General features: G+C 67.2%; 17 protein-coding genes. 9 read left to right on the top strand and 8 right to left on the bottom strand.

Annotation, left to right across the window (positions count from 1 at the left end; genetic code table 11):
* Positions 1-192: 192 nt before the first annotated feature.
* Positions 193-1,575 carry a phosphodiester glycosidase family protein gene (locus tag J7643_00955; protein ID MBO9539140.1) on the top strand — a complete coding sequence of 461 codons (1,383 nt, stop codon included), beginning with the start codon at positions 193-195 and terminating at the stop codon, positions 1,573-1,575.
* Between the two features lie 61 nt (positions 1,576-1,636).
* On the opposite strand, the gene J7643_00950 is transcribed toward J7643_00955, so the two are convergent.
* The 3 genes from J7643_00950 to J7643_00940 form a co-directional block, all read right to left on the bottom strand.
* Complete coding sequence (locus J7643_00950; protein MBO9539139.1) at positions 1,637-2,653, bottom strand: hypothetical protein; 1,017 nt, start codon at positions 2,651-2,653, stop codon at positions 1,637-1,639.
* A 288-nt stretch (positions 2,654-2,941) separates the two neighbouring features.
* Positions 2,942-3,445, bottom strand: a complete 504-nt coding sequence (locus J7643_00945; protein ID MBO9539138.1) for a hypothetical protein — start codon at positions 3,443-3,445, stop codon at positions 2,942-2,944.
* A gap of 326 nt (positions 3,446-3,771) precedes the next feature.
* The gene (locus tag J7643_00940) at positions 3,772-4,407 is read right to left on the bottom strand and encodes a hypothetical protein (GenBank protein MBO9539137.1); all 636 of its coding nucleotides are present in this window, start codon (positions 4,405-4,407) and stop codon (positions 3,772-3,774) included.
* Positions 4,408-4,681: 274 nt separating this feature from the next.
* Here J7643_00940 and J7643_00935 point away from each other — a divergent pair, with 274 nt between their 5' ends.
* From J7643_00935 to J7643_00910, 6 genes are all read left to right on the top strand, one after another.
* Positions 4,682-5,080 (top strand): cobalamin B12-binding domain-containing protein, encoded by a 399-nt coding sequence (locus J7643_00935; GenBank protein ID MBO9539136.1) that lies wholly within the window; start codon positions 4,682-4,684, stop codon positions 5,078-5,080.
* Between the two features lie 4 nt (positions 5,081-5,084).
* On the top strand, positions 5,085-5,378 hold the full coding sequence (locus J7643_00930) for a DUF503 domain-containing protein (GenBank protein MBO9539135.1): 294 nt from the start codon (positions 5,085-5,087) through the stop codon (positions 5,376-5,378).
* Positions 5,379-5,477: 99 nt separating this feature from the next.
* Positions 5,478-6,416 (top strand): protein kinase, encoded by a 939-nt coding sequence (locus J7643_00925; GenBank protein MBO9539134.1) that lies wholly within the window; start codon positions 5,478-5,480, stop codon positions 6,414-6,416.
* Between the two features lie 45 nt (positions 6,417-6,461).
* Positions 6,462-7,718, top strand: coding sequence for a methionine gamma-lyase family protein (locus J7643_00920; protein MBO9539133.1), 1,257 nt, complete (start codon positions 6,462-6,464; stop codon positions 7,716-7,718).
* Positions 7,715-8,167, top strand: coding sequence for an NUDIX hydrolase (locus J7643_00915; protein ID MBO9539132.1), 453 nt, complete (start codon positions 7,715-7,717; stop codon positions 8,165-8,167). Before J7643_00920 ends, J7643_00915 begins: the two co-directional genes overlap by 4 nt.
* A gap of 237 nt (positions 8,168-8,404) precedes the next feature.
* Complete coding sequence (locus J7643_00910) at positions 8,405-10,444, top strand: MCP four helix bundle domain-containing protein (protein MBO9539131.1); 2,040 nt, start codon at positions 8,405-8,407, stop codon at positions 10,442-10,444.
* A 40-nt stretch (positions 10,445-10,484) separates the two neighbouring features.
* Here the strand turns inward: J7643_00910 and J7643_00905 are convergent, their stop codons facing one another.
* The 5 genes from J7643_00905 to J7643_00885 form a co-directional block, all read right to left on the bottom strand.
* Positions 10,485-11,702: an MFS transporter gene (locus J7643_00905; protein ID MBO9539130.1), complete on the bottom strand. Its 1,218-nt coding sequence runs from the start codon at positions 11,700-11,702 to the stop codon at positions 10,485-10,487.
* The gene (locus J7643_00900; GenBank protein ID MBO9539129.1) at positions 11,689-14,409 is read right to left on the bottom strand and encodes a hypothetical protein; all 2,721 of its coding nucleotides are present in this window, start codon (positions 14,407-14,409) and stop codon (positions 11,689-11,691) included. The genes J7643_00905 and J7643_00900 overlap by 14 nt, the downstream gene beginning before the upstream one ends.
* A 74-nt stretch (positions 14,410-14,483) precedes the next feature.
* Positions 14,484-15,620 (bottom strand): acyl-protein synthetase, encoded by a 1,137-nt coding sequence (locus J7643_00895; GenBank protein ID MBO9539128.1) that lies wholly within the window; start codon positions 15,618-15,620, stop codon positions 14,484-14,486.
* Between the two features lie 22 nt (positions 15,621-15,642).
* On the bottom strand, positions 15,643-16,977 hold the full coding sequence (locus J7643_00890; protein MBO9539127.1) for a phenylacetate--CoA ligase family protein: 1,335 nt from the start codon (positions 16,975-16,977) through the stop codon (positions 15,643-15,645).
* A complete protein-coding gene (locus tag J7643_00885) occupies positions 16,974-18,146 on the bottom strand; it encodes a hypothetical protein (protein MBO9539126.1) in 1,173 nt (390 codons plus the stop codon). Before J7643_00885 ends, J7643_00890 begins: the two co-directional genes overlap by 4 nt.
* Before the next feature lie 190 nt (positions 18,147-18,336).
* On the opposite strand from J7643_00885, the gene J7643_00880 reads away from it, so the two are divergent.
* Both J7643_00880 and J7643_00875 read left to right on the top strand, forming a co-directional pair.
* A complete protein-coding gene (locus J7643_00880) occupies positions 18,337-19,392 on the top strand; it encodes a C39 family peptidase (GenBank protein ID MBO9539125.1) in 1,056 nt (351 codons plus the stop codon).
* A gap of 18 nt (positions 19,393-19,410) precedes the next feature.
* Positions 19,411-23,493: an AAA family ATPase gene (locus J7643_00875; GenBank protein MBO9539124.1), complete on the top strand. Its 4,083-nt coding sequence runs from the start codon at positions 19,411-19,413 to the stop codon at positions 23,491-23,493.
* Positions 23,494-23,568: the final 75 nt, after the last annotated feature.

The raw sequence follows: 23,568 nt of genomic DNA, 5'->3' as shown, positions 1-23,568 counted from the left end.
CACGGACGAAGACCTGGAACAGGTCGCCGGGGGCGCCCGACTGCGGGTCCGCACCGCATAGGCCGACGGCAACCATCGCCGGCCGCTCGTGCGCCAAATCTCTCAAGGGGCCGCCGATTGGCGGCCCCTCAACCTATCAATCGGACGCTAGTCGGGTATAGTGAGGCATCCCTCGCCACTTGGACAGCTCCCTTGAGACACCTTCGAACGCTGTTACTCACCCTCGCCCTCGGACTGGCCGGCGCTCAGGCGGCCAGCGCCGAAACGTGGAAAACCGTGGCTTCCGACACGGGTGTCCAGTTCAAGGTCAACCTCAAGAACCCGCGGATCGTGCGCAAGGTCCCCCTGGTGGACGGCATGCGCTGGGACATCGAGGTTTCGAACAGCGTCAAGAACCACGTGGTCAAGCAGCTCGCCTCGGGACCGCTCGCGAGCGTGACCATCGACCAGAACAAGCGCTACGTCCGGATCGTGGCCCGCTGGCGCTTCCCCTACGTCATGACCCCCAAGGTCAGCCATGACCGCTTCGAGCTGTTCATCCCGTACACCATCACCCGCACCAGCACGGTGGATCTCTCAGAGGGGCTGACCTTCCAGCGCATGAATCGCTGGACCATGGCGGGGCCCGTCTCGGTCAACGTGGTGAACGCGGACCTGAAGCACTACGCCCTTCGCCCCCAGCTCGCGCGCCCCGGCCAGGGCTTCTCGGTCGAGCCGGTTTCGGCGATCGCGAACCGCTCCAAAGCACTCGCCGCCATCAACGGGTCGTTCTTTGCCCCCAAGGGCGGCGCCCCCATCGGCCTCCTGATGCTCGACGGCCAGATCGTCAGCTCCAGCTACTTCAATCGCTCGGTCTTCGGCGTGCGCTACGACGGCACCTGCTTCATCAACAACGCCAAGCTCAAGGCCGCCATCGGGCTCGGGGACAACCGCGTCTTCGTCCCCAACGGGGTCAACCGCGAGGCCACGCGCAACCAGCTCATCCTCTACACCTCGCACTGGGGCAACCGCACCCGCACCTACCCCGACCCGAGCCGCCGCGAGTTCATGATCGCCGCCGACGGCACGGTACTTGCCGCCAACACCGGGAACTCCGAGATCCCCCGAGGCGGGTATGTGGTCTCGGGCCAGGGCACCGCCCTCAAGGCCCTGGTCGAGCAGTTCCGCATCGGCAAGCGCGTCGCCGTCTACGCGCAGCTCTCCGACGAGTGGCAGGGAGTTCGCTCCGCCATCGGCGGGGGCCCGACCCTGGTATCGGGCGGCCAGGTCAAGGTCACGGCGCGCGAAGAGCGCTTCGGCCCCGAGATCGCCCGTGGGCGCGCGCCTCGTACGGCTATCGCCTACCTGGGCGGCACCTCGATCGCGATGGTCACGGTCGACGGCCGCCAGAAGCACAGCGTAGGGATGACCCTCTACGAGCTCGCGCGCCTCTTGCGCGAGCTGGGGGCTCACGACGCCATCAACCTGGACGGCGGCGGCTCGACGGCCATGGTGGTGCGGGGCAAGCTGGTCAACCATCCCTCCGACGGCGTCGAGCGCTCGGTCAACAACGCCCTGATCGTCACCCGCCCATAAAGCAGGCGAATCGCCCCGCCATCCTCGGAGGATGGCGGGGCGATTCGTTTCGAGCCGAAACTCAGTAGCGTCGCGGCTGAGCGTATTGTTGCGGCTGGCCGTATTGTTGCGGCTGGCCGTACTGTTGCGGCTGGCCATATTGTTGCGGCCGGCCGTACTGTTGCGGCTGACCATACTGCTGGGGCTGCCCCTGCTGGTAGCCATGACCGTTGGCGTACCCGCCGCCATTGCCATTGGCGAAACCATGACCATTGGCGTAGGCCATGCCGCCATTGCCGTTGGCGTAACCATGGCCGTTGGCGTAGGCCATACCGCCAGGGCCGCCGGCATAACCAGGGCCGCCAGCGTAGGCCATTCCGCCAGGGGCGCCTGCGTAGCCCATGCCGCCATAGCCCGGGACCACGCCCTGCATGAGGCCGGTCCCCATAAAGGGGGCGTAGCCGGTAGGGTACCAGGCCCCGCTGTAGGGGAAGAAAGCAGGGGAGTAATAGTAGGGGGCCGAATAGTAGTTGTAGAAGGGGTAATAAGAGTTTCCGGCCAGGAAGTAGGGGTAGTACATGCCGCCATAGGGATAGAAGCCGAAGGTCTGAGCCCCCCACCAGCTAGGGCCACCCCACCAGCCGCTGCCGCCCCAGCCACCCCACCAGTTGGGCCCCCACCAGTTGGCCCCGAAGCCCAAGCCCAAGCCTAAGCCCAAGCCGCCGAATCCAAGGCCGCGGAAGCCTGCACCTCGGAAGCCACCCCGGAAGCCGCCACCCCGGAACCCGCCACCTCGGCCGCCCCGGAAGCCGCCGCCCCGGCGCTGCTGGACGGAGTACCCGCCCCCCTCCCCGACCGACTCATCAAGCGGCTGGTTCATGATCTTGTCCATCGACACCGGAATCAACTGGCTCGCCGTCAGGCGCGGAGGAAGGTTGATCGGCTGTACCAGGGGCTGGCTCGTCTCGGCGGCCACGCTGAGGGCGTCATCCGCTGCAGCAGGCGCAGCGTCGGGCGCGGTGGTCGGGGTCTGCGCGCAACCCAGCGTTCCGGCCAAGAGTCCGATCATGCTCCATATCAGAAGCTTGGTTTTCACCATGGGGGTGGACCTCCTGTCGCCAAGCAGCCTGGACCGCCGACGCTTCGGCAATCGTTTGGCATCAGGGGTCACGATAAAGCCTCGGATGAGAAATAAAACCAGCCACGCCCCTGAAGTTTGCGCTCGCTTACAGGAGAGCAAGAGCAAGGCCTCGCAGCCGTGAGAAAGGGGCGAGCCCGACCTTCGGGCCCGCCCTGCGGGGAAGCGAGGGATTCCGAATAACCAAATAGCCGAGGCTTAGTAAGGCTGAGCCGAAAGGCATGCCAGCCCACACCACTCCGCAGGCGATTAGTAGGCCGGCACGTACGTCCCGTCGTCGTAGTAGTAGGGATAGTTGCCGTAGGGGTTGTAGAAAATGCCATCGTAGTAATACGGATAGTAGTAGGGGTAGCTGTAGAGGAACGCGACGTTATTGAAGAAGCGGCGATCGGTGAAGCGCCGGAAGCGGCGATCGGTGAAGCCTCGCATACGGCGGCCGGTGAAGCCTCGCATGCGGCGGCCCGTGAGGCCCCGCATACGGCCGGTGAAGCCGCGCCCTCGGAAGCCGCCACCACCGCCCCGGAACCCACCACCGCGACCGCGCTGTTGGACCGCGTAACCCGCCTCGGTCGCGACCTGGCCACTGGGGACCGTCAGCAACTTATCCGGCGTCAGGTTGCGCGGCAACCCTTTCTGGTCAACGGGTTGCGCGGGGATCACAGGCGAAACCGCGCTCGGAGCCTGCTGAGCGCAAGCGGTCGTCGCCGCGAGCATTCCGAAGAGCACCGTGTACATGAGCTTTGATCGACACATGGCAGGAAAGGCCTCCTCTGTCCTCACGAGAGAAGATCGCAAGACGGCCCGCGATCGCATCTCGTAGGCTCGAAGATACTCTCGCATCACCAGTGTTGAACGAGGCGGAGCGCCTAATCTCTGAGCGAAAAGGGATCGCTTTTCGAAATGCAAGAGCAAGGCCTTGAAAGCGCAGGATCTTCGCCCTGCGGCTTCTTCAAAACGAACGCCCCCTTGCAACACGCAGGGCGGGCGCTCGTATTTTGGGTCCGGCTCGGCCGTCCACATGACACAAAAGCAGGCCCGATACGGCGTATCGGACCTGCAACCGTGAACCGAGTTAAGCGCTAGCAGCCGCCACAGGCGCCGAGGCCACCCCAACCAAGACCACCGTAGCCACCGTAGATAGAGGGAGGCAGCGAACCCGGGATGTAGGTGCTGCGCAGAGCTTCGACCGCCAAGGCCGAGGGCAGCCCGATGGTGGAGATGCCGCCGCAACCGCCGCAGGCACCGGCATAGGGCGTGAACATGTTGCCGTCGAAGGCATAGGGGGCATACCCGAGGCCGGCGCCCCACGAGTACGGCAAGTAGTTGCCGCCGTCCAGGTAGTACGGCCACCACAGGTTGTCGAACCCACCGAACCCACCGAGGCCGCCGAAGAAGAAGGCATCCCGGCCCCGGAAGCGCCCGGTCCCGAAGCGTCCGCGGAAGCCGCGCCCACGGAAGCCGGCGCCGCCACGGAAGCCGCCGCCACGGAAACCACCACCGCCGCGGAACCCACCACCGCCACCACGGCCGCCGCGCTGCAGGATCGAGTAGTCCTTGTCCACCGTGACCATATTAGCCGGGATGATGGGCAACTGGATCGCCTTGTCGGGCTGGGACTGGCTAGGGGTCACCGCGCTGGGAGTCGACTGGGCGCAGCCCACAGTCGCGGCCAGCGTTCCCATCAGCACCACCGACGAGAGAGTCGAAAATCGCATAAGAAGGAGGCCCTCCTTTTTCCCGTACAGCGGGCGATCGCCGAGCACTCCGCAATCGCACCTCGCAAGTTCGAAGTTAAACCCTCCCGGGCTTTGAGGGACGATGCACAATCCCTAACGTTTGGACAGGATGCGCTCGCTTAAAGCAAAGCAACTCCAAGCGCTCGTAATCGTGCGAGCGAGATGCGGCGCATCCTGGCGGCGCAAGCTATAATAGGGTCGTCCCCTGACCCACGCTCGGGGGCCAACCGAAACAGGAGGCCAGCAAAACCCCATGATGGAACGGAAGATTCGGGTGCTCATCGGCAAGCCCGGCCTGGACGGCCACGATCGCGGCGCCAAGGTCGTGGCGCGCGCCTTGCGCGACGCCGGGATGGAGGTCATCTACACCGGCCTGCACCAGACCCCGCAGGAGATCGTCAGCGTCGCCATCCAGGAGGACGTGGACGTGGTCGGCCTGAGCCTCCTGTCCGGCGCCCACCTGACGCTGGTGCCCGCGATCTGCGGCCTGCTGCGCGAGCAGGGGGCCTCGGACATGACGGTCATGGTCGGCGGGATCATCCCCGACGCCGACGTGGAGCCCCTCAAGGCCGCCGGCGCCCACGCCGTGTTCGGCCCGGGCACTCCGACCGAGACCATCGTCGACTTCATCGCCGGGCGCGCCGGGAGCTAGGCCGATGATCGTCGCGACGGCGCTCCTCAGGCTCCACCTGCCCCAGGCGCACTCCCTCAAGGACAAGCGCCGCGTCGTCAAGTCGATCCTCACCCGGCTGCACAACGAGTACGCCGTGAGCGCCTCCGAGGTCGAAGACCAGGACCTCTGGCAGGTCGCGACCCTCGGCATCGCCTACGTCAGCAACGACGCGAGTCATGCCAACTCGGTGGTCTCCAAGGCCGTGGCCTTCGTCGAAACGGGCCACTGGGAGACCTGGCTGTCCGGCTACGAGCTGGAGATCCTCCACGTCTTCTAGGGTCGCCCCTTCCATACATGGAGATTGGCGAAGGCTTCCTTCCCTCCTCGCACCCTCCCTCGGTACGATGCCGATGACCGTGCGAGAGGAGGATACGCCATGCAACCTTTCGATCCCAGGATCCAGCCGCCCCGGCATCCTCAGGCGGGCGGCCCATTCATGCCGCCGTTCGCCGCCCCCGGCGCGCGCGGGGCGGGCTTTCCCCCGGCGGGACCAAACTTCCATCCCGCCATTCCGCTGCCCTCGGGCACGATCCTGGCCCAGCGCTTCGAGGTCGTCGAGCCCATCGGCGAAGGGAACTGCGGCTTCGTCTACCTGACGCGCGATCGCACCGCCCAGAACGCCCTGCGGGCCCTCAAGACCTTCGATCCCCGGCGCGGCGACGACAAGGACGCTGAGCTCTTCAAGCGCGAGGTCCGGCTCCTGATGAGCCTCTCGCACCCGCACATCCCCAAGGTGGAGGCGCAGGGCGAGCATCAGGGGATGCTCTGCGCCTCCATGGCCTTCATCGACGGCGAGGATCTGTTCGATTTCATCGGGCGGCGCGGGCCCATGTCCGAGCACGAGGCCCGCGACGTCATGCGCCAGGTCCTGGAGGTGCTCGTCTACCTCCACGGCCAGAAGCCGCCGGTCCTGCACCGGGACCTCAAGCCCGAGAATCTCCTGCGGGACGCGGATGGCAAGATCTGGCTGATCGACTTCGGCTCCGCCTCCGACCGCACCCACGACAAGCAAGGGGTTGCAATCGAGGCGCTCACGACCATGCACACCCTGGGCTACGCCGCCCCTGAGCAAGCCATGGGCCTCGAAGCCTACCCCTCGAGCGACCTCTACGGCCTGGCCTGCACCGTGCTCTACCTCCTCACGGGCAAGAACCCCTTGCTCCTCTACGACGGGCAGCACGCACGGCTCGAATGGAAGGTCGCGCTCAGCGAGGGCCTCGACGCCCTGCTTAAATCGATGCTCGCCATGCCGGCCAAGGAACGCCCCCAAACGGCGCAGGAGGCCCTCGCTCGCCTTGGGACCTTCGGGATATAATGGGCTCGCGCCCCATCCGACGTCGCAAAGGAGCATCCCGTCCCCATGGCCACCCTTTCCCAGGCCCCGGCGCTCGAGCTGATCGCCCAAGCCGAACGAGACCTCGCCCCCGTTTGGGCCGAGATCGAGCGCATCCGCCACCACAACCAGCGCAAGGTCCTCAAGGCCTTCATCGACCACAAGATCGGCGAGCAGCACTTCGCCGGCACCACCGGCTACGGCCACGGGGACCTGGGCCGCGAGGCCATGGAGGCGGTCTTCGCCCAGGCCATCGGGGCCGAGGCGGCCCTGGTGCGCACCCAGTTCGCCTCGGGGACCCACGCGATCGCCGTCGCCCTCTTCGGCGCCCTCAAGCCCGGTGACGAGCTGCTCTACGTCACGGGCCACCCCTACGACACCCTCGAAGAGGTGATCGGCACCCGGGCGCCGGGCCAGGGCTCCTTGATGGAGTGGGGCGTCCTGTACCGGGAGCACGACCTGTTGCCCGACGGCCGGGTGGACATGGAGGGCCTGGTCGGCGCCTTGCGCCCCGAGACCCGGGTGATCGCCATCCAGCGCTCGCGCGGCTACTCCTGGCGCCCGTCGGTCACGGTCGCCGAGATCGGCGAGATCATCCGCCGGGTCAAGGCCGTTCGCCCCGACCTGGTGGTCTTCGTGGACAACTGCTACGGCGAGTTCACCGAGGAGCTAGAACCCTGCGACGTGGGGGCGGACCTGGTGGCAGGCAGCCTCATCAAGAACCCGGGCGGCGGCATCGTGCCCATGGGCGGCTACGTGGCCGGCCGCGAGGACCTGGTCGAGCGCGCGGCCTGCCGCCTGATCGCTCCCGGCATCGGCCGCGACGGCGGGGCGAGCCTCGATTACAACCGCCTCCTGTTCCAGGGCTTCTTCATCGCCCCCAACGTGGTCGGCGAGGCCCTCAAGGCCGCGACCCTCGCAAGCCGCCTCTTCGCCTCGCTCGGCTTCGACGTGGATCCCCTGCCCGAAGCCAAGCGCACCGACATCATCCAGTCGATCCGGCTGGGGAGCCCCGAGTTGCTCGTGGCCTTCTGCCGCGGCATCCAGGAGTCCTCGCCGGTCCACGCCTACGTCCAGCCCATCCCCGATGTGGTGCCTGGCTACGAGGACAACGTGGTGATGGCGGGCGGCACCTTCATCGAGGGCTCGACCATCGAGCTGTCGGCCGATGGGCCGCTGCGCGAGCCCTATGTCGCGTACTACCAAGGCGGGCTGACCTACTCGCACGCCCGCATCGCGCTGGAGCAGTGCCTCGAGAAAATGCGCGCGGCGGTGCGCGCATGAGCGTGAGCAAGGCCCCGCGAATCCGCGTCTGCACCGTCCTGCCCAAGGACGACCAGCTGTTGCTGGTCCGCCATCGCAAGGGGGACAAGACCTACTGGATGCTGCCCGGCGGCGGGCTCGACTTCGGCGAGTCGTTCGAGCAGTGCGCCATCCGCGAAATCAAGGAAGAGACCGGCCTCGACATCTCGATCGAGCGGATGCTCTACCTCTCCGAGGCCATCTGCCCCCGCGGCACCCGGCACGTGGTCAACATCTACCTGCTCGGCCGGATCGAGGGCGGCACCCTCGCCGTGCCCGAGGCGGACGTGATCGACGCGGTCGAGTTCATCCCGGTGTCGCAGCTCAGCGAGGTGACCCTCTACCCGGCGATCGCCCCTGAGCTCCAGGCGGCGCACGCCGGAGGCTACGCAGGCGCCATCCTGAACCTCGGCGCCATGTGGGCCGATTAGCCCCCACGACCCGCCTTCTTGCCAGCTTGACGAGGCCCCGACGAATCCGTCGGGGCCTCGTCCGCGTCACGGGATCTTCACGCAAGGCCCCCGTTCCTCGCGGGGCCGAGCACCTTGCATGTGTTAACATTGATAATCTTTTGTTAATTATTGTTATTGACATGCATCGTTTCAGGGGTCACGGCGCTTCGGTAGGGGCTCGCGGGGTCCCTCAAGCGGCGAATTCAAGGAGGGACAATGAGATTGACGGTGGGCAAAAAGCTGATCGGCAGCTTTTTCGGGATCGGCCTGATGGTGCTGGTGGCGGGTGGCATCACCATCGCCCAGCTGATGAGCGTCCACGGGACGGTCGTCGAGCTGAGCAACGACTGGTTGCCCGCGACCGCCTCGGCGGGCAAGATCGACACCAACCTCTCCAACCTCCAGCGGCTGCTGAATCGGCACCTCTACGAGACCGACGCGGCGCAGCTCGCCGAGGTCGAGCGCGAGATCGGCGAGCGGCGCGAGCTCGTCACCAAGGCCATGGACCGCTATCGCCCGACCATCACCGATACGAACCAAGCGGCGCTGTTCGAGGGCATCGGCCGCGCTTACGCCGATTACCTGACCCAGCTGGAGGAAACCCTCGACATCAGCCGGAAGGGTAACAAGTTGGCGGCCGTCACCCACGTCAAGGCGAAGACCCTGCCGATCTACATGCGCATCAAGGCGGACGTCAACCGGTTGCTCGACCACAACGAGAAAGGGGTGAGCGAGGCCACGCAGGGGGCCGAACGGGTCTACCAGGCGGCCTTGCTGACCAATATCGCCTCGATTGCGCTGGCGATGTTGGTCGGCGGCATCCTGGGAACCCTCCTCTCGCGCCAGATCACCCGCAACGTCCAACGGATCGCCGAGGCCGCCGACGGAATCTCGCGCGGCGAGCTGGATCAGCGCCTGGAGGTCACCAGCCAGGACGAGCTGGGGGACATGGCCCGGACCTTCGAGCGCATGACGACCTACCTCAAGGAGGTCGCCGATACCGCCGAGGGCATGAGCCGCGGGGACTTCACCCGGACGGTCACCCCCAAGAGCGATCGCGACCAGTTCGGCGTCGCCGTCGCCCACATGATCACGAGCCTGCGCGCCATCGTCGGCCGGGTGCGCGCCGCCTCCGAGTCGGTCGGCTCGGGGGCCGAGCAGCTCAGCAGCTCGAGCTCCGAGCTGAGCGCGACGGTCACCCAGCAGGCGGCGAGCGCCGAGGAGACCTCGGCCACCATCGTCGAGATGAGTTCGAGCATCCGCTCGGTGGACCAGAGCGCCCAGGTGGTGAGCCAGAAGGTCCAGCAGATCGAGCGTCAGTCCCACGAGCTCGGCGCCTCGGTGACGCAGACGAGCAGCGCCATCGCGGAGCTCGCGGCGAGTCTCCAGCAGGTCGCAGGCAACGTGGCCCACGCGAGCCAGGTCTCGGGCCAGGCCGCCGAGGGGGCCAAGGCCGGCGGGACGGCGCTCGCGCAGACCATCGAGGGGATCACGACCGTCGCCGGCACCATGACCGCCATCCAGCGCACCATCCACCACCTGGAAGAGCGCTCGGGCGAGATCGGGCGGATCATCGAGGTGATCGACGACATCGCCGAGCAGACCAACCTCCTCGCCCTCAACGCCGCCATCGAGGCGGCAAGGGCGGGTGAGGCCGGCCGAGGCTTCGCCGTGGTCGCCGACGAGGTCCGCAAGCTCGCCGAGCGCTGCGCCCACGCCACCCAGGAGATCGGCTCCCTCATCAAGGGGGTGCAGGTCGAAACCCAGCAAGCCGCCGAAGTGACCCGCCAGGGAAGCGAGCAGGCAGAGGAAGGCGTCCGGCTCGCGGCGCGCACCGGCGAGGTCCTCAAGCAGCTCCAAACGGCGGCGAGCGAGGTGAACGCCCTCATGGGCGAGGTTGCGATCGCCACCGACGAGCAGACCCGGGCGAGCGCCCAGATCGTCACGAGCGCCGAGCAGATGGGGCGCATCAACCGCCACGTGGAAGAGGCCGTCACCGAGATGGCTCAAGCCACCCAGACCGTGACCTACGCGACGGGCGAGCAGCGTACCGGGTGCGCCCAGGTGGTCGCAGCGGTCGAGCAGCAGAGCCGCAGCTCCCAGGAAGCGGCAACGGCCACCGAGCAGGTCGCCCGGACCGCCGACGACCTCAAGCTACAGGCCAGCAGGCTCCAGGAGGCCATGGCCTTCTTCCGGACCGAAACGGCCGAGCGGACGCTTGCGATCCCGCGCGGCAACGAGCGGATTCTCGTCTGATCCAAGGAGGGCTTCCGTCCGCGTCGCGGGCGGAAGCCCTTCAGGCCTCGATAGCGACCGGCGTCTCGCCGGCGTCGAAGGCCTTCACCCCGGGCAAGAGGGGCAAGAGAATCCCCACCAGGGCGAGCATCACCCCCGAAGCGGCGAAGATGGCACCCGGCGGCACGCGGCTCGCCAGCACCCCGACCAGCGCGTAAGAGGCGGGCATCACCCCGAGGGCCACGGCGGTGAGCAGGCCCATGAAGCGCCCGAGTTGCTCGGCGGGGACGGCCCGCTGGAAGGCCGCGAGCGTCACGATGTTGAGCGCGCTCAGGGCCGCCCCCAGGATCAAGAGGCCGACAACGAAGCCTGCGAACTGAGGCTTGAGGCCCATCAGGGCGAGGCACACCCCCTGCAAGGCGAACGAGCCCGCGATGAGGGCGACCTTGCGCCGCACGTCGCTCCGCCGCACCAGCACTAGGGCCGCCGCGATCATCCCGACGCCGAGCGCCCCTTCGAGCATGCCGAGGCCGCTGGCTCCGGCGGCGAAGACGTCCTTGGCGAAAACCGGCAAGAGCACGGGGATGGGCGCCAGGAAGAGGTTCGCCACCGCGAAGGCGCCGAGCAGCGAGGCGATCGCCGGCCGCTCCGCGAGGGTCCGGGCGCCTCCCTTGAGGGTCTCCCAGTAGGTCTCGGCCCCAGGCTGCGCCACGTGCGCGCGCCGCGTCATGGCCGAGAGGGCGAAGCCAGACAGGGTGAAGGTCGCCGCATTGAGGATAAAAGCCGCCGGGGCACCGGTGGCGGCCACCAAGAGCCCACCGAGCGCAGGGCCCAGGATCGCCGCCATCTGGGTCGTCAGCTCTAGAGCGGAGTTGGCCTTCAAGAGCTGATCCTGCTCGACCACCTCCGGCACGATGGCAAGGCCCGCTGGAGTGAAGACCGCCCCGATACAGGAAAGCAGGATCGCAAGCCCGAAGAGCAGCGGCAAGGGCAACATGTGGAAGTAGGCGAGCGCTGCCATCCCCGCCACCAGCACGGCGCGCGCCCAATCGCAGGCGAGCATGAGCCGGCGCCGGTCCATGCGATCCGCGAGCGCCCCGGCAAAGGGGCCGACCAGGATCAGGGGCAAGCTGGTCGCCACCATGAGGGCGCCGGTCATAGCCGCCGAGCCGGTGGTATCGAGCACCCACCAGACCATGGCGAGCTGGTGGACGCGATCGCCGAACTGAGAAGCCGCCTGCCCTGTCCAGAGCAGGCGGAAGTCCCTAGTGAAGGCCATCGGCCGCCTTGTCCTCGCGGCGCTGGTCGGTCCGGCCAGGCTTGACCATGCGCTGGTCGATGATCCGCTTGACCTTGCCGGTGCGCTCAAGGCGCGGCAGGCCGCCGGCGGGCAAGACCTCGAACTTGAGGCCTGTGAGCAAGCCCTTGGCGCTCACCTCTTCGAGCAAGGGGATCTTGCGGGCGACCCCTTCGGCGAGCAGGCGTTCGAGCTGTGAGACGTCGCGGTCCGGGTCCTCGCCGACCAGCTCGGCCCGCACTACCAGGTGGTCCTGATGGCCATCGAGGGAGGCCTCCAGCTGGATCATGGAGCTGAGGCCCTCGACGGTGCTTGCGGCCTGCTGGAAGTCCGCGTAGGGGAAGACGTGGCCCGCGACGATCACGACGTCGTCGCTGCGTCCGAGCAGCTCGAAGCGGGGCATGGATCGCCCGCAGGGGCAGTCGCCCTCGACCCAGCGACCGAGGTCGCCGATCTTGTAGCGAATGAGGGGCATGATGCGCCGGTTGAGGTTGGTCACGACCACCTCGCCGAAGCCGCCGGGGCCCGCCGGCTCGCGGGTGCGGCGGTCGATCAGCTCGACATACTGGTGGTCCGCGTGGATGTGGTGCTCGCCGCCCTTGGTGTAGGGGCACTGGAAGCCGATGGGACCCGCATCCACCGTACCGTAGCCGATCGAGCCGATGACCTCGACGCCGAAGGTGCGCTTCAGGTACTCCTGCTCACTCGGGTAGAGGTGCTCGCCGGTGTAGAAGACCTTGCGGATGCGGATGCCCTCGGGGTCGGCCTTGATGGCGTCGAAGACCCGCAGCAGCCAAGAGGGCAGGCCCATCAGGGTGTCGATGCCGTAGGCCCGGAGGAAGTAGGGGATCTGCTCGGGCGGCACCGAGCTGGTGAAGGGGAAGCTGTTGCAGCCGACGATCTCGATGGCCCGGTTGACCGAGAGGAACGAGCCGTAGAGGCCGCCCGAGTAGAAGAGGTTCGCCACGCGATCGCCCCGGCGCAGGCCCACCGCGAAGGCGCCGCGCGCCGCGCGAGCCATGTCGTCCTCGTAGTCTTCGAACGAGAAGACCGAGAGCTTGGGGGAAGCGGTCGAGCCGCCGCTGCGCAGGAAGTGGCCGCCCTGGGGGGCTTGGGTGAAGAGGCCCTCGCCGACGGGCGGGGTGTGCAGGGCCACGTCGTCCCGCTCCATCAGGGGAAGCTGGTGCCAGTCCTCGGGTGTCTCCAGCCGAAGGCCCTCGAGGCGCTCCCGATGGTAGGGGGCCTCGGGCGCAAGCTCGGTGACGAGGCGCAGGCGGCGTCCGAAGGAGAGGGCCTCCAGCTCCTCGGGGCCCAGCCACTCGGCCCCGTCGAAGCGATCGCCGGCTTCCGAGAAGCCGATGGAGACCCACTTGACCAGCTCGTTGAGGGCGATCAGGCCGTCGTGGGGCTCGCCGGGGGTCCCACCGCTCATCTCGCCCAGCGCCGTCACCCGCAGCACGCCCGAAGCCAGGAGGCGATCGGCGATGTCGAAGAGGCGCGCAGGCGGAATCGAGACGCCCGCGGTCTGGAGGGCGTCCCCATAGGGCGCAAGGTGGGTGCTCAGTTCGCGTAGGTCCCCCACGCGCTTGACGTAGAGGGTGCGGAACAGGGGCGAAAGCTTGAAGGCGGGGTCCTGCTCGACGATGACGGTCCAGTAAGGCGCCGTACCCGGAGTGTGAAGCTCGGCAACGCCCATGGCCGCATCGAAGCGGGCCATCTCGCGCTCCTTGGTCACCTCGGCGCGCTCTTGCATCGAGAGAGGCCCTTGCGGCAGCTCGCGCTGGACGACGTCGAGCGCCTCTTTGAGGGCCGTAATGAAGGCCCGGGTGGGTTCACCGTCCTCGGTGGCGTCTTCGAGGTAGAGGACCTGGGGGCTAGAGCAGGCATTCTGGTCCCAGAGGGCGAGCGAGCGCGCCATCTCGGCGGCCACGGCCGGGTCCGAGAGGCGCTCCTTGGCGATCGCCGCGAACGAGACCTTGGGGCCGTACTCGACCAGGTGGGTCTTGAGCGAGAGACCCTCGCGGTACTCGCGGACCACCTCTTCGCCGCCCCACACGACGATGCCGTCGCAGTGCTGCTGGAAGACCTTGTGAAGCTGGCTCTTGCCGCCCGACCAGGAGAGGATGGCGATGGAGTCGGCCACCACCCCTTCGGGGTCGCACGCTTTCAGGGACTTGGCGAAGAGCAAGGGGAAAAGCGGCGCCTTGCTCGCGGCCTTGAGGAGGTTCACGTTCTTGGTGACGACGCCTTCGATCATGCTCAGGATGCCGCCGGTGAAGACATTCCCGCTCGAAACGTGCAGCACCACCCCTCGCGGCACCGCCCGCTTGAAGGCTGCCCCGTTGCCGCCCTGCCACATGTCCAGGGCATCCAGCGAGCCCAGCTCCAGGCGGATCTTGGGCTCCAGGTACGCGCGCGACAGAGCGAGCTTGAGGCTGCCGAGTTCCTGGGCGACCATCTCGGGCGAGAAGCCGATCTGCTCGGGGATGCGCCGCATGACTTCCTGGCAACCGGCATAGGCGGGATCCGCCCATAGCCGTGCAGCACGGTCGAGCACGCTCAGGATGCGGTCGATGGGCGTGCGCGCGAGGCGCTCCTTGCGGGCCTGAGCCTCGACCAGGATGTCGCGCACCGTCTCTTCGGTGAGCTCACCGTGTAACGTCCGACCGAATACATAGTGTTCACGCATCTTGAAACCCTGCTCTTGGTTCCCCTGCCCCCTGGTGGGGCGGGGCTAGGGGTGGGGGGATCTAATCAAGTTCCTTATTTCAATAGCTGGCTGGCCGAGATGGCGCAGCCCTTGTTCTTGCGCGTCCCGGCACGCCCGATGATCGTCACGGTCGGCATCGCGCGCCCGCACGGGCAATCCGCGTGCAAGGTCGCAAGATCGCTCGTCAGCAGGGACATGGCGGGCATCGCGAGGTTGTAGGGGGTCACCAGGTTCAAGAAGCCCGTCTCGCCGTACGGCAGCACCTCGAGCGTCCCCACGTCCCGCACGTAGGCCCGCGCGAAGGTGGGCACGTGGAAGCGGTGGTTCTCGCACTGCAGGTAAGGCACCCCGTGCTCGACCATGCCATAGCCGTCACGCACGTTGCCCGCCGGGATCCCCAGATACTCCTCGACCTCGGCCACGAAGGCTTCGGGCTCGATCCGCTCGTTCTCGGACTTCTTCCAGCCGCCGCCGGTCAGCACGTAGGAGTCGGGCCCGAAGTCGAACTTAGGCAGGTTCTCTTCGCGCATCCGGCTGACGATGCGGTGCAAGAAGGCCGGAAAGCCCAGGATCCGCACCGGCGCACCCTCATCGGCGTAGGACTTGAGCATCGCGAGGGTCTCGGCCTCGCGGAAGGTAAAGGCCTGGGTGGCCTCGTCCCAGCGCAGGGCGTGGTACGAGCGCTTCTTGGACGAGTACTTGGTGATGTTCGAGTCGGTGTAGGCCGTCCCGACGTTCTTGGCCTCATTGGGGTCGTAGGCGAAGATCAGGTAGTTGGTTTGAAGGTCGTTGCGGACCAGGCCCATGGCCTCGTGAGCCAGGTCCACCATGCCGAGCCCGCGCGCAAGCGAGGCCGCGTCGAAGAAGATCTGGCTCTTCTGGCCGGTGGTGCCGCTCGACGTGAGGTTCAGCGCGATCTGCTCCCGCTCGATGGAGAGCAGTTCGTACCGCTTGAACACGTTCACGAAGACGTGAGGCACCTTCGGCACGTCGGCGATGGTCTTCAGGTCTTCGGGTGAGAAGCCCTGCGCTCGGCACAGCTCGGCGTAGGGGCCGTTGTGCGAGAGGTGCCATTCGAGCGCCTCGCGCAGGGCCGCGACGAACGCCTCGTCGTGCGCGGGGCTCGCGTCGTAGATGCCCGCAAGGGCCATGTAGCGGTCAAGGGCGGGGGTGTCGGTCAAGGTCGGCATGTGTCCCTCGCAAATCCTCTTATCAGGAAGTGAGTCCGTTCAAGCTACGGTCGAGTGTGCGTTTCACCTTGCCCGTGACGGGCACCCGGGGAATCTCGCCCAGGTCGAAGACCGACACGCCCAGATCGAGCACGTGCCCGGTCTGGATCAGCTTGGCGAGATCCGGCTTGTGGCGCAGGACGGCAGCGCGCAGGCGCCAGGCGAGATCTGCGCGATCGCCCGTGTAGCCCGGCCGCGCCTCGACCTTGACGGTCAGGCGGTCCTTCATCAGGTCCCGCTCTTTGACCAGCTGCACGTTGGTCGTAAGCTCCGGCAGCTCGGCGACCGCCCGGATCACCTCGTCGTAAGCGACCGTAGCGATGCCGATCCGCAGATCGTCGTTGCGGCCCAGCAGCTCGAAGCGCGGGAAGGTCCGGCCGCAGGGGCAATCCCCTGGCACCATCCGGGCCATGTCGCCCACGGCGTAGCGGATGGTCGGCATCAAGAAGCGATCGAGCTCGGTGACGAGCACGAGCCCCTCCTCGCCATCGGGAACCGGCAGATACGTCGCGGGATCGACCACCTCGAACAGGACGTGGTCCGAATGGACGTGGTGGACGGCCCCCTCACCGTGGGGGCACTGGAAGCCGATAAGGCCCGTGTCCACCGTCGCGTAGCCGCCCGAGGCGATGACCTGGAGGTTGGGCAGGCGATCGTGGAGCCAGGTGCGCTCCTCGACGTAGAGGTGCTCGCCGCCGTAGAAGATCTTCTCGATCTTGGGCAGGACCTCGTCGGGCAGCTTCTGGACCACTTCGAGCACCCATGAGGGAATGCCCATCAGGGTGTTGATGGCGAAGCGCCCCATGTTCTGCGACACCGTCTCGGCCGGGGCGTTGCCCGTGAAGGGGAAGTTGACGCAGTTCATCTCTTCGAGCACCCGGTTGATGAACACGAAGGACGAATAAAGACTGCCGGCGACGAACAGGTTGCCCACCCAGTCGGTGGAACGCAGGCCCGCCGCCCCGTAGGTGCGCTTGAAGAGGTCGGTGACCTGCCGGAACTCGTCGTAGCTGAAGGCCGAGAACTTGGGGCTGCCCGTGGTACCGCCGCTGCGCAGGACGTAGGCGCCCGCGAGCGGCGCGGTCAAGAGGGCGTCGCTCACCGGTGGCGAGTTCTGGACCAAGAGGTCCTTGGTCAGCGGCGGGATGGCCTCCAGGCGCCAGTCGCCGTCGAGGTCGATCCCTTCGAGGTGCGCGCGGTAGAAGGGCGAGTTCGCCCGCGCCAGCCTCAAGAGCGCTGAGAGCTTCTCACGCTGGAGCGCCGAGAGCGCGTCAGGGGCGAGGGTCTCGACGCCCTCTAGCGGGATGTCGCCGATCAAACCAGCGCCTCGCCTTCGTCCTGTGGGTCGGCGAAGTGCATCTTGACCACCAGGTTCCGGTACTCGGTGTTCTGGAGGTAGACGTCCAGGAACTGGCGATCGCGCGGGGTCATCTGGACGTTCGAGAAGTTGAGGGGCAAGGTCGAGCGCGCGAAGACCAGGTAGTCCCGCCGTTCGCCCTCGTGCTCTTCCATGCTGGGGAAGTAAGCGCAGGGCAAAAATTGCGCAGCGAGGGCCGCGCGCTGGATATCCGGCTCGTAGGCGTCCACCAGGATCTCCAGGTACTCCACGCCCACCTTGCGGGCCGCGTCGAACACGGCGCCGAGGGCGCTCTTGAGATCGGCCATCGGCGACTTGAGGCCGACCATCACCCCGTGGCCGTCCTTGCCCTCGTAGTTGATGTAGGCGCGCACCGAGCCGTCCTCGGTCTGGAGCAGGAAGTTCGGGGTGTGGAAGGGATAGAAGTCGAAGAGCAGCTCGCCTGCCGCCTGCGAGGCCTCGTAGGCCTGCTTGACGGCGTCCCCGCGCACGATCCGCAGCCGCGGCACGTCGCGCTGCGGCATGATCTCGGAAGGCTCCAGGTTGAACGTGTGGCGGATGATCCGGTAGAAGCCCTCGACCTCGGGGATCAGCTTGGGCAGGCGCTTGCGCTTGGTGAAGGCCTCCGGGTGGAAGATGGCGTTGAGGCCGTGGGTCTCGTAGTCCGCCAGGCGGTGGACGTTCGGGAAGATGCCGAGACTGACGAAGCCCAGCTTCTTGAGGAGCTTGCTCGGCCCGATGCTCGCCGTGCGGGTGGTGGCGTAGATGACGTCCACGATGCGATCGCGGTGCATCAGGGCGTTGATGCCGTTCTGGATGGTCACGTACATCAGCTCGTGACGGCGGAACTCGGGATGCACGACGGCGGCGTAGACCTTGCCGTTGCGCTGGCTCGGCTCCACGTCAAAGATGACCGAGCCCACGACCCGGCCTTCGCAAATGTTGATCAACCAGTAGCAGTTGGGATCCAGGAGGGCGCGCTCACGGTCCTCGTCGCGGTTGACCACGTCGAGGGTGTAGGCCCCTTGGTAAACATCGTCGTAGAGCGCGAAAATCGCCTGGCTGTCGTCGGGGGTCGCCCGGCGCATCTCGACTTCGCGCCCATCCTCTAAGGGAATCATCCGTTCCATGCCAACATCTTACCCAAGGCTGAGTGGTTGTACCAGTCACGGCGCTGCAGGGCCCCCATTCTACCCAAGGCTGAACGGTTGTGCCAGTCACTGCGAGGGAGCGGGGCCCGCTGGGTATAAGTTGTTTGATCGGTCTATTTCCCGTACCATCCATGCTGGACTTTGCTCGCCTGTTTCAGAAGGGCTCTTCATGCACCGTCGCTGGTATCAAGCGCTCATCATCGCCGCCGCCGTGGGCCTGCCCGCGTGCGTCTACGTGCCTGCGAGCAGCTACCTCCCGAACGGCGGCACCACCTGGAGCACCAGCAAGTCCGAGGCGTCGGCGCGCCTCACGGTCAGCCTCAAGCTCGACACGCTCAAGACCGCCTCCTCGGTCATGGATGGCGCCTACTGGCAGACCAACCAAGTCACGGTCTCGGTGCTGCGCGATCACCAGCTCCTGGATATCAAGACCTTTGCCGTCGGGGCGCTGAGCGCCGATAAGCTCAAGCTCGCCTTCGAGAACCTCAGCGAGGGGACCGTCCAGGTCATCGTGGAGGTCCACGACCCCGATGGCGTGCAGATCGGCGAGGGCAGCGAAGAGATCACCCTGCGCGCTGGCCGCAAGGCCTCGCTCACCCTCGCGGTCGTCCCCACCCAGACCGACCCTGACGACGACTTCGGCAACGATCCCTATCCTTCGCCGCGGCCGCTGGCGCACGCGGACCCCAACGCCTTCTTCGTGTCCCAGATGTACGACACCAAGTGGAACCCCGGGGCTCCGGCCTGGAGCCAGAACTGCGGCCCGGCGAGCCTTGCGATGGTCCTCAAGGCCTACGACATGATCCCGCCGCTCATCGGCACCCCCGAGGACCCGCAGGAGTTCATCCGCAAGACCCGCCGCGCCATGATGGGCAACGAGGACGACTACAAGCTCTCGAGCCTCGAAGACCTGGAGCGGGGTGCTGAGCGTATGGGCCTGTACCACGAGCGGACCTACGGCTTCGAGAGCGTCCGCACGGCGGTTTCGCTCGGCAAGCCCGTCATCGTCGCGGGCAACCCCGTCGCCTACAGCGGCCGCTTCACCAGCGAGCAGTACGCCCCGTTCGACGGCGGCCACTTCGTGCTCGTCACCGGCGTCACCAGCTCGCAGGTCTACCTCAACGACCCCCTTTCCCGCCAGGGCAACATCACCGTCAGCATCGCCGACTTCAAGCGTTACATGGCCCACCAGGACTGGAACGTCGGCATGACGGCCTACCGCTAACCGCTTCGACGCGCCCCGATGCCCACGCCGACCTCCTCGCTGGCAAGCTACCTGCCCGCCCTCATCACCGAGCGCTACGTGGCAGATCCGGCCCCTCTCTCCTCGCCCCGGCGCGAGTACTACGAGGGAGCCGTGCTCTTCGCGGACATCTCGGGCTTCACGGCCTTGACCGAGCGGCTCTCGCACCAGGGGCCTGAGGGCCTCGAAGAGCTGACCCGGATCCTCAACACCTACTTCGGGCGCTTCATCGACCTGGTCTACGCCCACGGCGGCGACGTGTTGAAGTTCGCGGGCGACGCGCTGCTCGCCATCTGGCCGCGCGAGCGCGCAGACGACGACCTCTCGCCCCTCGTCCATCGGGCCCTCCAGTGCGGGCTCGACCTTCAGGGGTTGCAGGGCGACGTCCGGCTGCGCAAGGTGGCGCCCTTGACCCTGCGGGTCGCGGTGGGCGCGGGCGAGGTCACCCTCTCGGATCTCGGCGGCGCTTTCGACCGCTGGGAGTTGCTGGTCACAGGGCCCGCCATCACCGCCATCGGCAAGGTCGCCCCGGACGTGGATCCCGGCGAGCTGGCCCTTACCCCCGAGGCCTGGAGTCTGGTCCAGGCCCAGTGCGTCGGCACCACCCTGCCCTCGGGCGGGGTGCGCCTGGATGACCTGCACACGACCTTCGAGCCTCGCCCCACACGCCTGCCGGTGCCCTCGACGGAGAGCGAGAAAGCGCTCCTCTCCTACGTGCCGGGGGCCGTGAAGGCGCGCCTGGCCGCAGGGCAAGTCCGCTGGCTCTCGGAGCAGCGGCAGGCGACCATCCTGTTCGTGAAGCTGCCCGGTATGGACCAGGCCCCGCTCGAACGGGCGCAAGCCGTCATGGAAGTCCTGCAGGCCTCCCTCTACCGCTTCGAGGGCAGCATCAACAAGCTCAACGTGGACGAGAAGGGCGTCACTCTGCTCGCCGCGCTCGGCCTCCCACCGCTCGCGCACGGGGACGACCCCGTCCGGGGGCTCCGAGCGGCCTTGGCCCTCCACGAAAGCCTCGCCGCTCTGGGCGTGGAAGCCGGCGTCGGGGTGACCACGGGCCGGGTCTTCTGTGGCGAGCTCGGCAACGATCGCCGGCGCGAGTACACCGTCCTTGGGGATGCAGTCAATCTCGCCGCCCGCCTCATGCAGGCGGTGGGCGTCGGGGTCTGGTGCGATGCGACCACGCAGCAGGCCGCCCGTGCCCAGCTGCGCTTCGAGGCCATGCCCGCCATCAAGGTCAAGGGCAAGCAAGACCCCGTCCCGGTCTTCAAGCCGCTAGGGGATTCAAGCCCCGAGCAAGCTGCTCCCACAGGCCGCCTGATCGGACGTGCGGCCGAGCGTGCGCTGCTCTCAGATCGCATGGAGACCCTGGTCGCAGCGCGCAACGGAGCGATCGTGCTACTCGAAGGCGACGCGGGCATGGGCAAGTCCCGCCTGGTCGGGGATTTCCTCTCGCTCGCGCGGACGCGCAAGGTGACAGCCTGCGTGGGGCAGACCGACGCCATCGAGCGTACGGTTCCCTATCTGGCCTGGGCGCCCGTCCTCGCCTCGCTCCTCTCGCTCGGTGCGCCGACCGACGACCGGGATGCCCTTCGCGCCAGCTTGCTCGAACGCGCGCAGCTCGACCCGGCCTTCGCCCGCCTCGCACCGCTCGCGGGGGCCATCCTCCAGCTGGACATCCCCGACAACGCGCACACCGCCCAGATGGACGGCAAGGTCCGCGCCGACAACACCCACGAACTGTTCCTCAACCTGCTGGGTGAAGCCTCGGAGCGCGCACCCCTGGTCGTGGTCCTCGAGGACGCCCACTGGCTGGATTCGGCCTCCTGGGCCCTGGCGGCCGTCGTCGCCGAGCGCATCCCGTCCCTGCTCATGCTGATGACCACCCGTCCGCTCGGAGCAAACCCCTGTGCCGAGTACCAGCGCATGAAGGCCCAGCCCCGGGCGGTGCGCCTCACCCTGGGGGGCCTCTCCTTCGAGGAAACCGTCAGCTTGGTACAGGATCGCCTGGGGGCCACGACCGTGCCCGATACCGCCGTGCGCTTGATCTGGGAGCGCGCGGAAGGCAATCCCTTCTTCAGCGAAGAGCTCTCGCTTGCGCTCTGCGAGTCGCAACAGCTTGTGGTCGAAGCCGGCGTCTGCCGTCAGTGCGAAGCTGGCGGCTCCGGCCACCTGGAGCTGCCCGGCACGATTGAAGGGACGATCACTAGCCGCCTGGATCGCCTGACGCCGCAAGAGCAATCGGTGCTCAAGGTGGCGAGTGTCATCGGCCGCTCGTTCAACCTTGCCATGCTCCTGGCGCTCTGCTCTTTGAGCATCACGCGCGAGCAGTTGCTCGATGCCTTGGAACAGCTCCAGCTTCGCGGCCTGATCAGCCTGGAGGCGAGTGCGCCGGAGCCCGGCTACTACTTCCGCCACGCCATCACCTGGGAGGTCGTCTACCAGCAAATGCTGCCTTCCCAGCAGCAGGCGCTCCACCAGGCCTCGGCGGAATGGTACGAGGGCCAGGGCAACACGGCGCCCGATGCGCTCCTGGCCCATCACTGGAACCTCGCGGGCCATCCGGACAAGGCGATCACCTACCTCGTGAAGGCCGGCGAGGCCGCCTCGCAGCACAACGCCAACCAGGAGGCGATCGCCATCTTCGAAGAGGCCCTGCGCCTGATGCCGCCCGCAGACACCACCCGTCGCGCACGGTGCGAAGGGCTGCTTGCGCGATCCTACCTCGCGCTCGGGCGCTTCGCGGACTGTCAGACCCACGCAGGGCGGGCCCTTCAATTGGCCAACCGGCCCATCCCCGCCTCGGACTCCGGCCTGTGGCTCGGGGTCATCCGCGCGACAGGGCGACAACTGCTCTTCCGGACGGGGCTCGCAAAAGCCAACCGGAACCTGAGCTTCGAGGCCATCCAGCGCCTGCGCGATTGGGGGCTTGCCTATGAGGCCCTGGCGGAGGCCCTCTTCTACCCTAACGACCCGCTACGGCAACTCTACGCCACCTTGACCGCCGTCAACCTCGCCGAGCAGAGCGGTGCCGCCTCGGCGCTCGCGCGAGGCTACGCGGGCCTGAGCACCGTGATGGGCAGCCTCTCGCTGCATGGCGCCGCCAAGCGCTATCTGCAACTGGCGCAAGCACGGGCCCAGGACAGTGGCGAGTTGGCCACCCGCAGCCGCGTCATGGCCCTGGGAGGCCTTTCCTTGCGGATGGCAGGGCACCTCAAGGAGGCGGTCGCCTCCTTGCATGAAGCCGCCCAGCTCAGCGAAACGGTCGGGGATCGCAGGCAACAGGGCCTGTGCCTGATGATCATGGCCAACATCCACGCGACCTTGGGCGAGTACGAGCAGGCGCTGGCGCTCTACCGGACCGTCTTCGCCGACGCGAAGCGCTTCGGAGACGTTCAGCAACCGGTCGAAGCCCTGATCGGGCTGAGCATGTGCCTGATGCGTCTCGGTCGCCTCACCGAGGCGCTCGACAGCCTGCAAGCCGTGCCGCCCTTGCTCGAAAGCTGCCAGGATCCGACCCTCGAGGTGGATTACCTGAGCGTGCTCGCCCTGACGCTGCTCCGTAGCGGCCGGCCCGAGGATGCCCAGGCCCAGGCCTTCCGTGCGCTGGCAGAGGTCAAGCAGGCGGCACCCGGCACCTACAACTTCCTCCAGACGTACCGCAGCCTGTCCGAGGTGCTCCTCACCCTCGTCGAGCAAACGCCGACGCCTGATCCCGAGCTCGTCCAGGGCGTTCGCGAGATGGCCCGACAGCTCCATCCCATCGTCGCCTTGCAGAAGACCAATCGCCCCTTCGCCTTTATCCTGCTCGGCCGCGCGGAGTGGCAGACAGGACGACGCAAGCACGCGCAGAAGCTGTGGCGCATGGCCCTCAAGCTGGCCACGCGCGAGCAAAACTCCTACGTGATGGGGCTCGCGCACCTGGAGCTGGGTCGGCACCTGCCCCACGGCAAGCGCTCCCGTGCCAAGCACCTGCGGTGCGCGTGCGATCGCCTTCATCTCTCCGAGGCCGAGGTGGTATCGCCGCTCTTCGGGCGCGAGCCCGGCGTCGCGACCGCGCAAAGTGGCGGCATCTCGGATAAATAGGCCCTCTACGGGTCATAGTTGACCCGTAGAGGCGCACCGTAATTCGTTCTCGTTCTTATTGGAAGCATCCAACTG

Source organism: bacterium, assembly GCA_017744355.1.
In the GTDB taxonomy this organism is placed as follows: domain Bacteria; phylum Cyanobacteriota; class Sericytochromatia; order S15B-MN24; family UBA4093; genus JAGIBK01.
The sequence above is the reverse complement of the archived record's forward strand: the minus strand, read 5'-3'. Positions and strand labels throughout refer to the sequence as shown.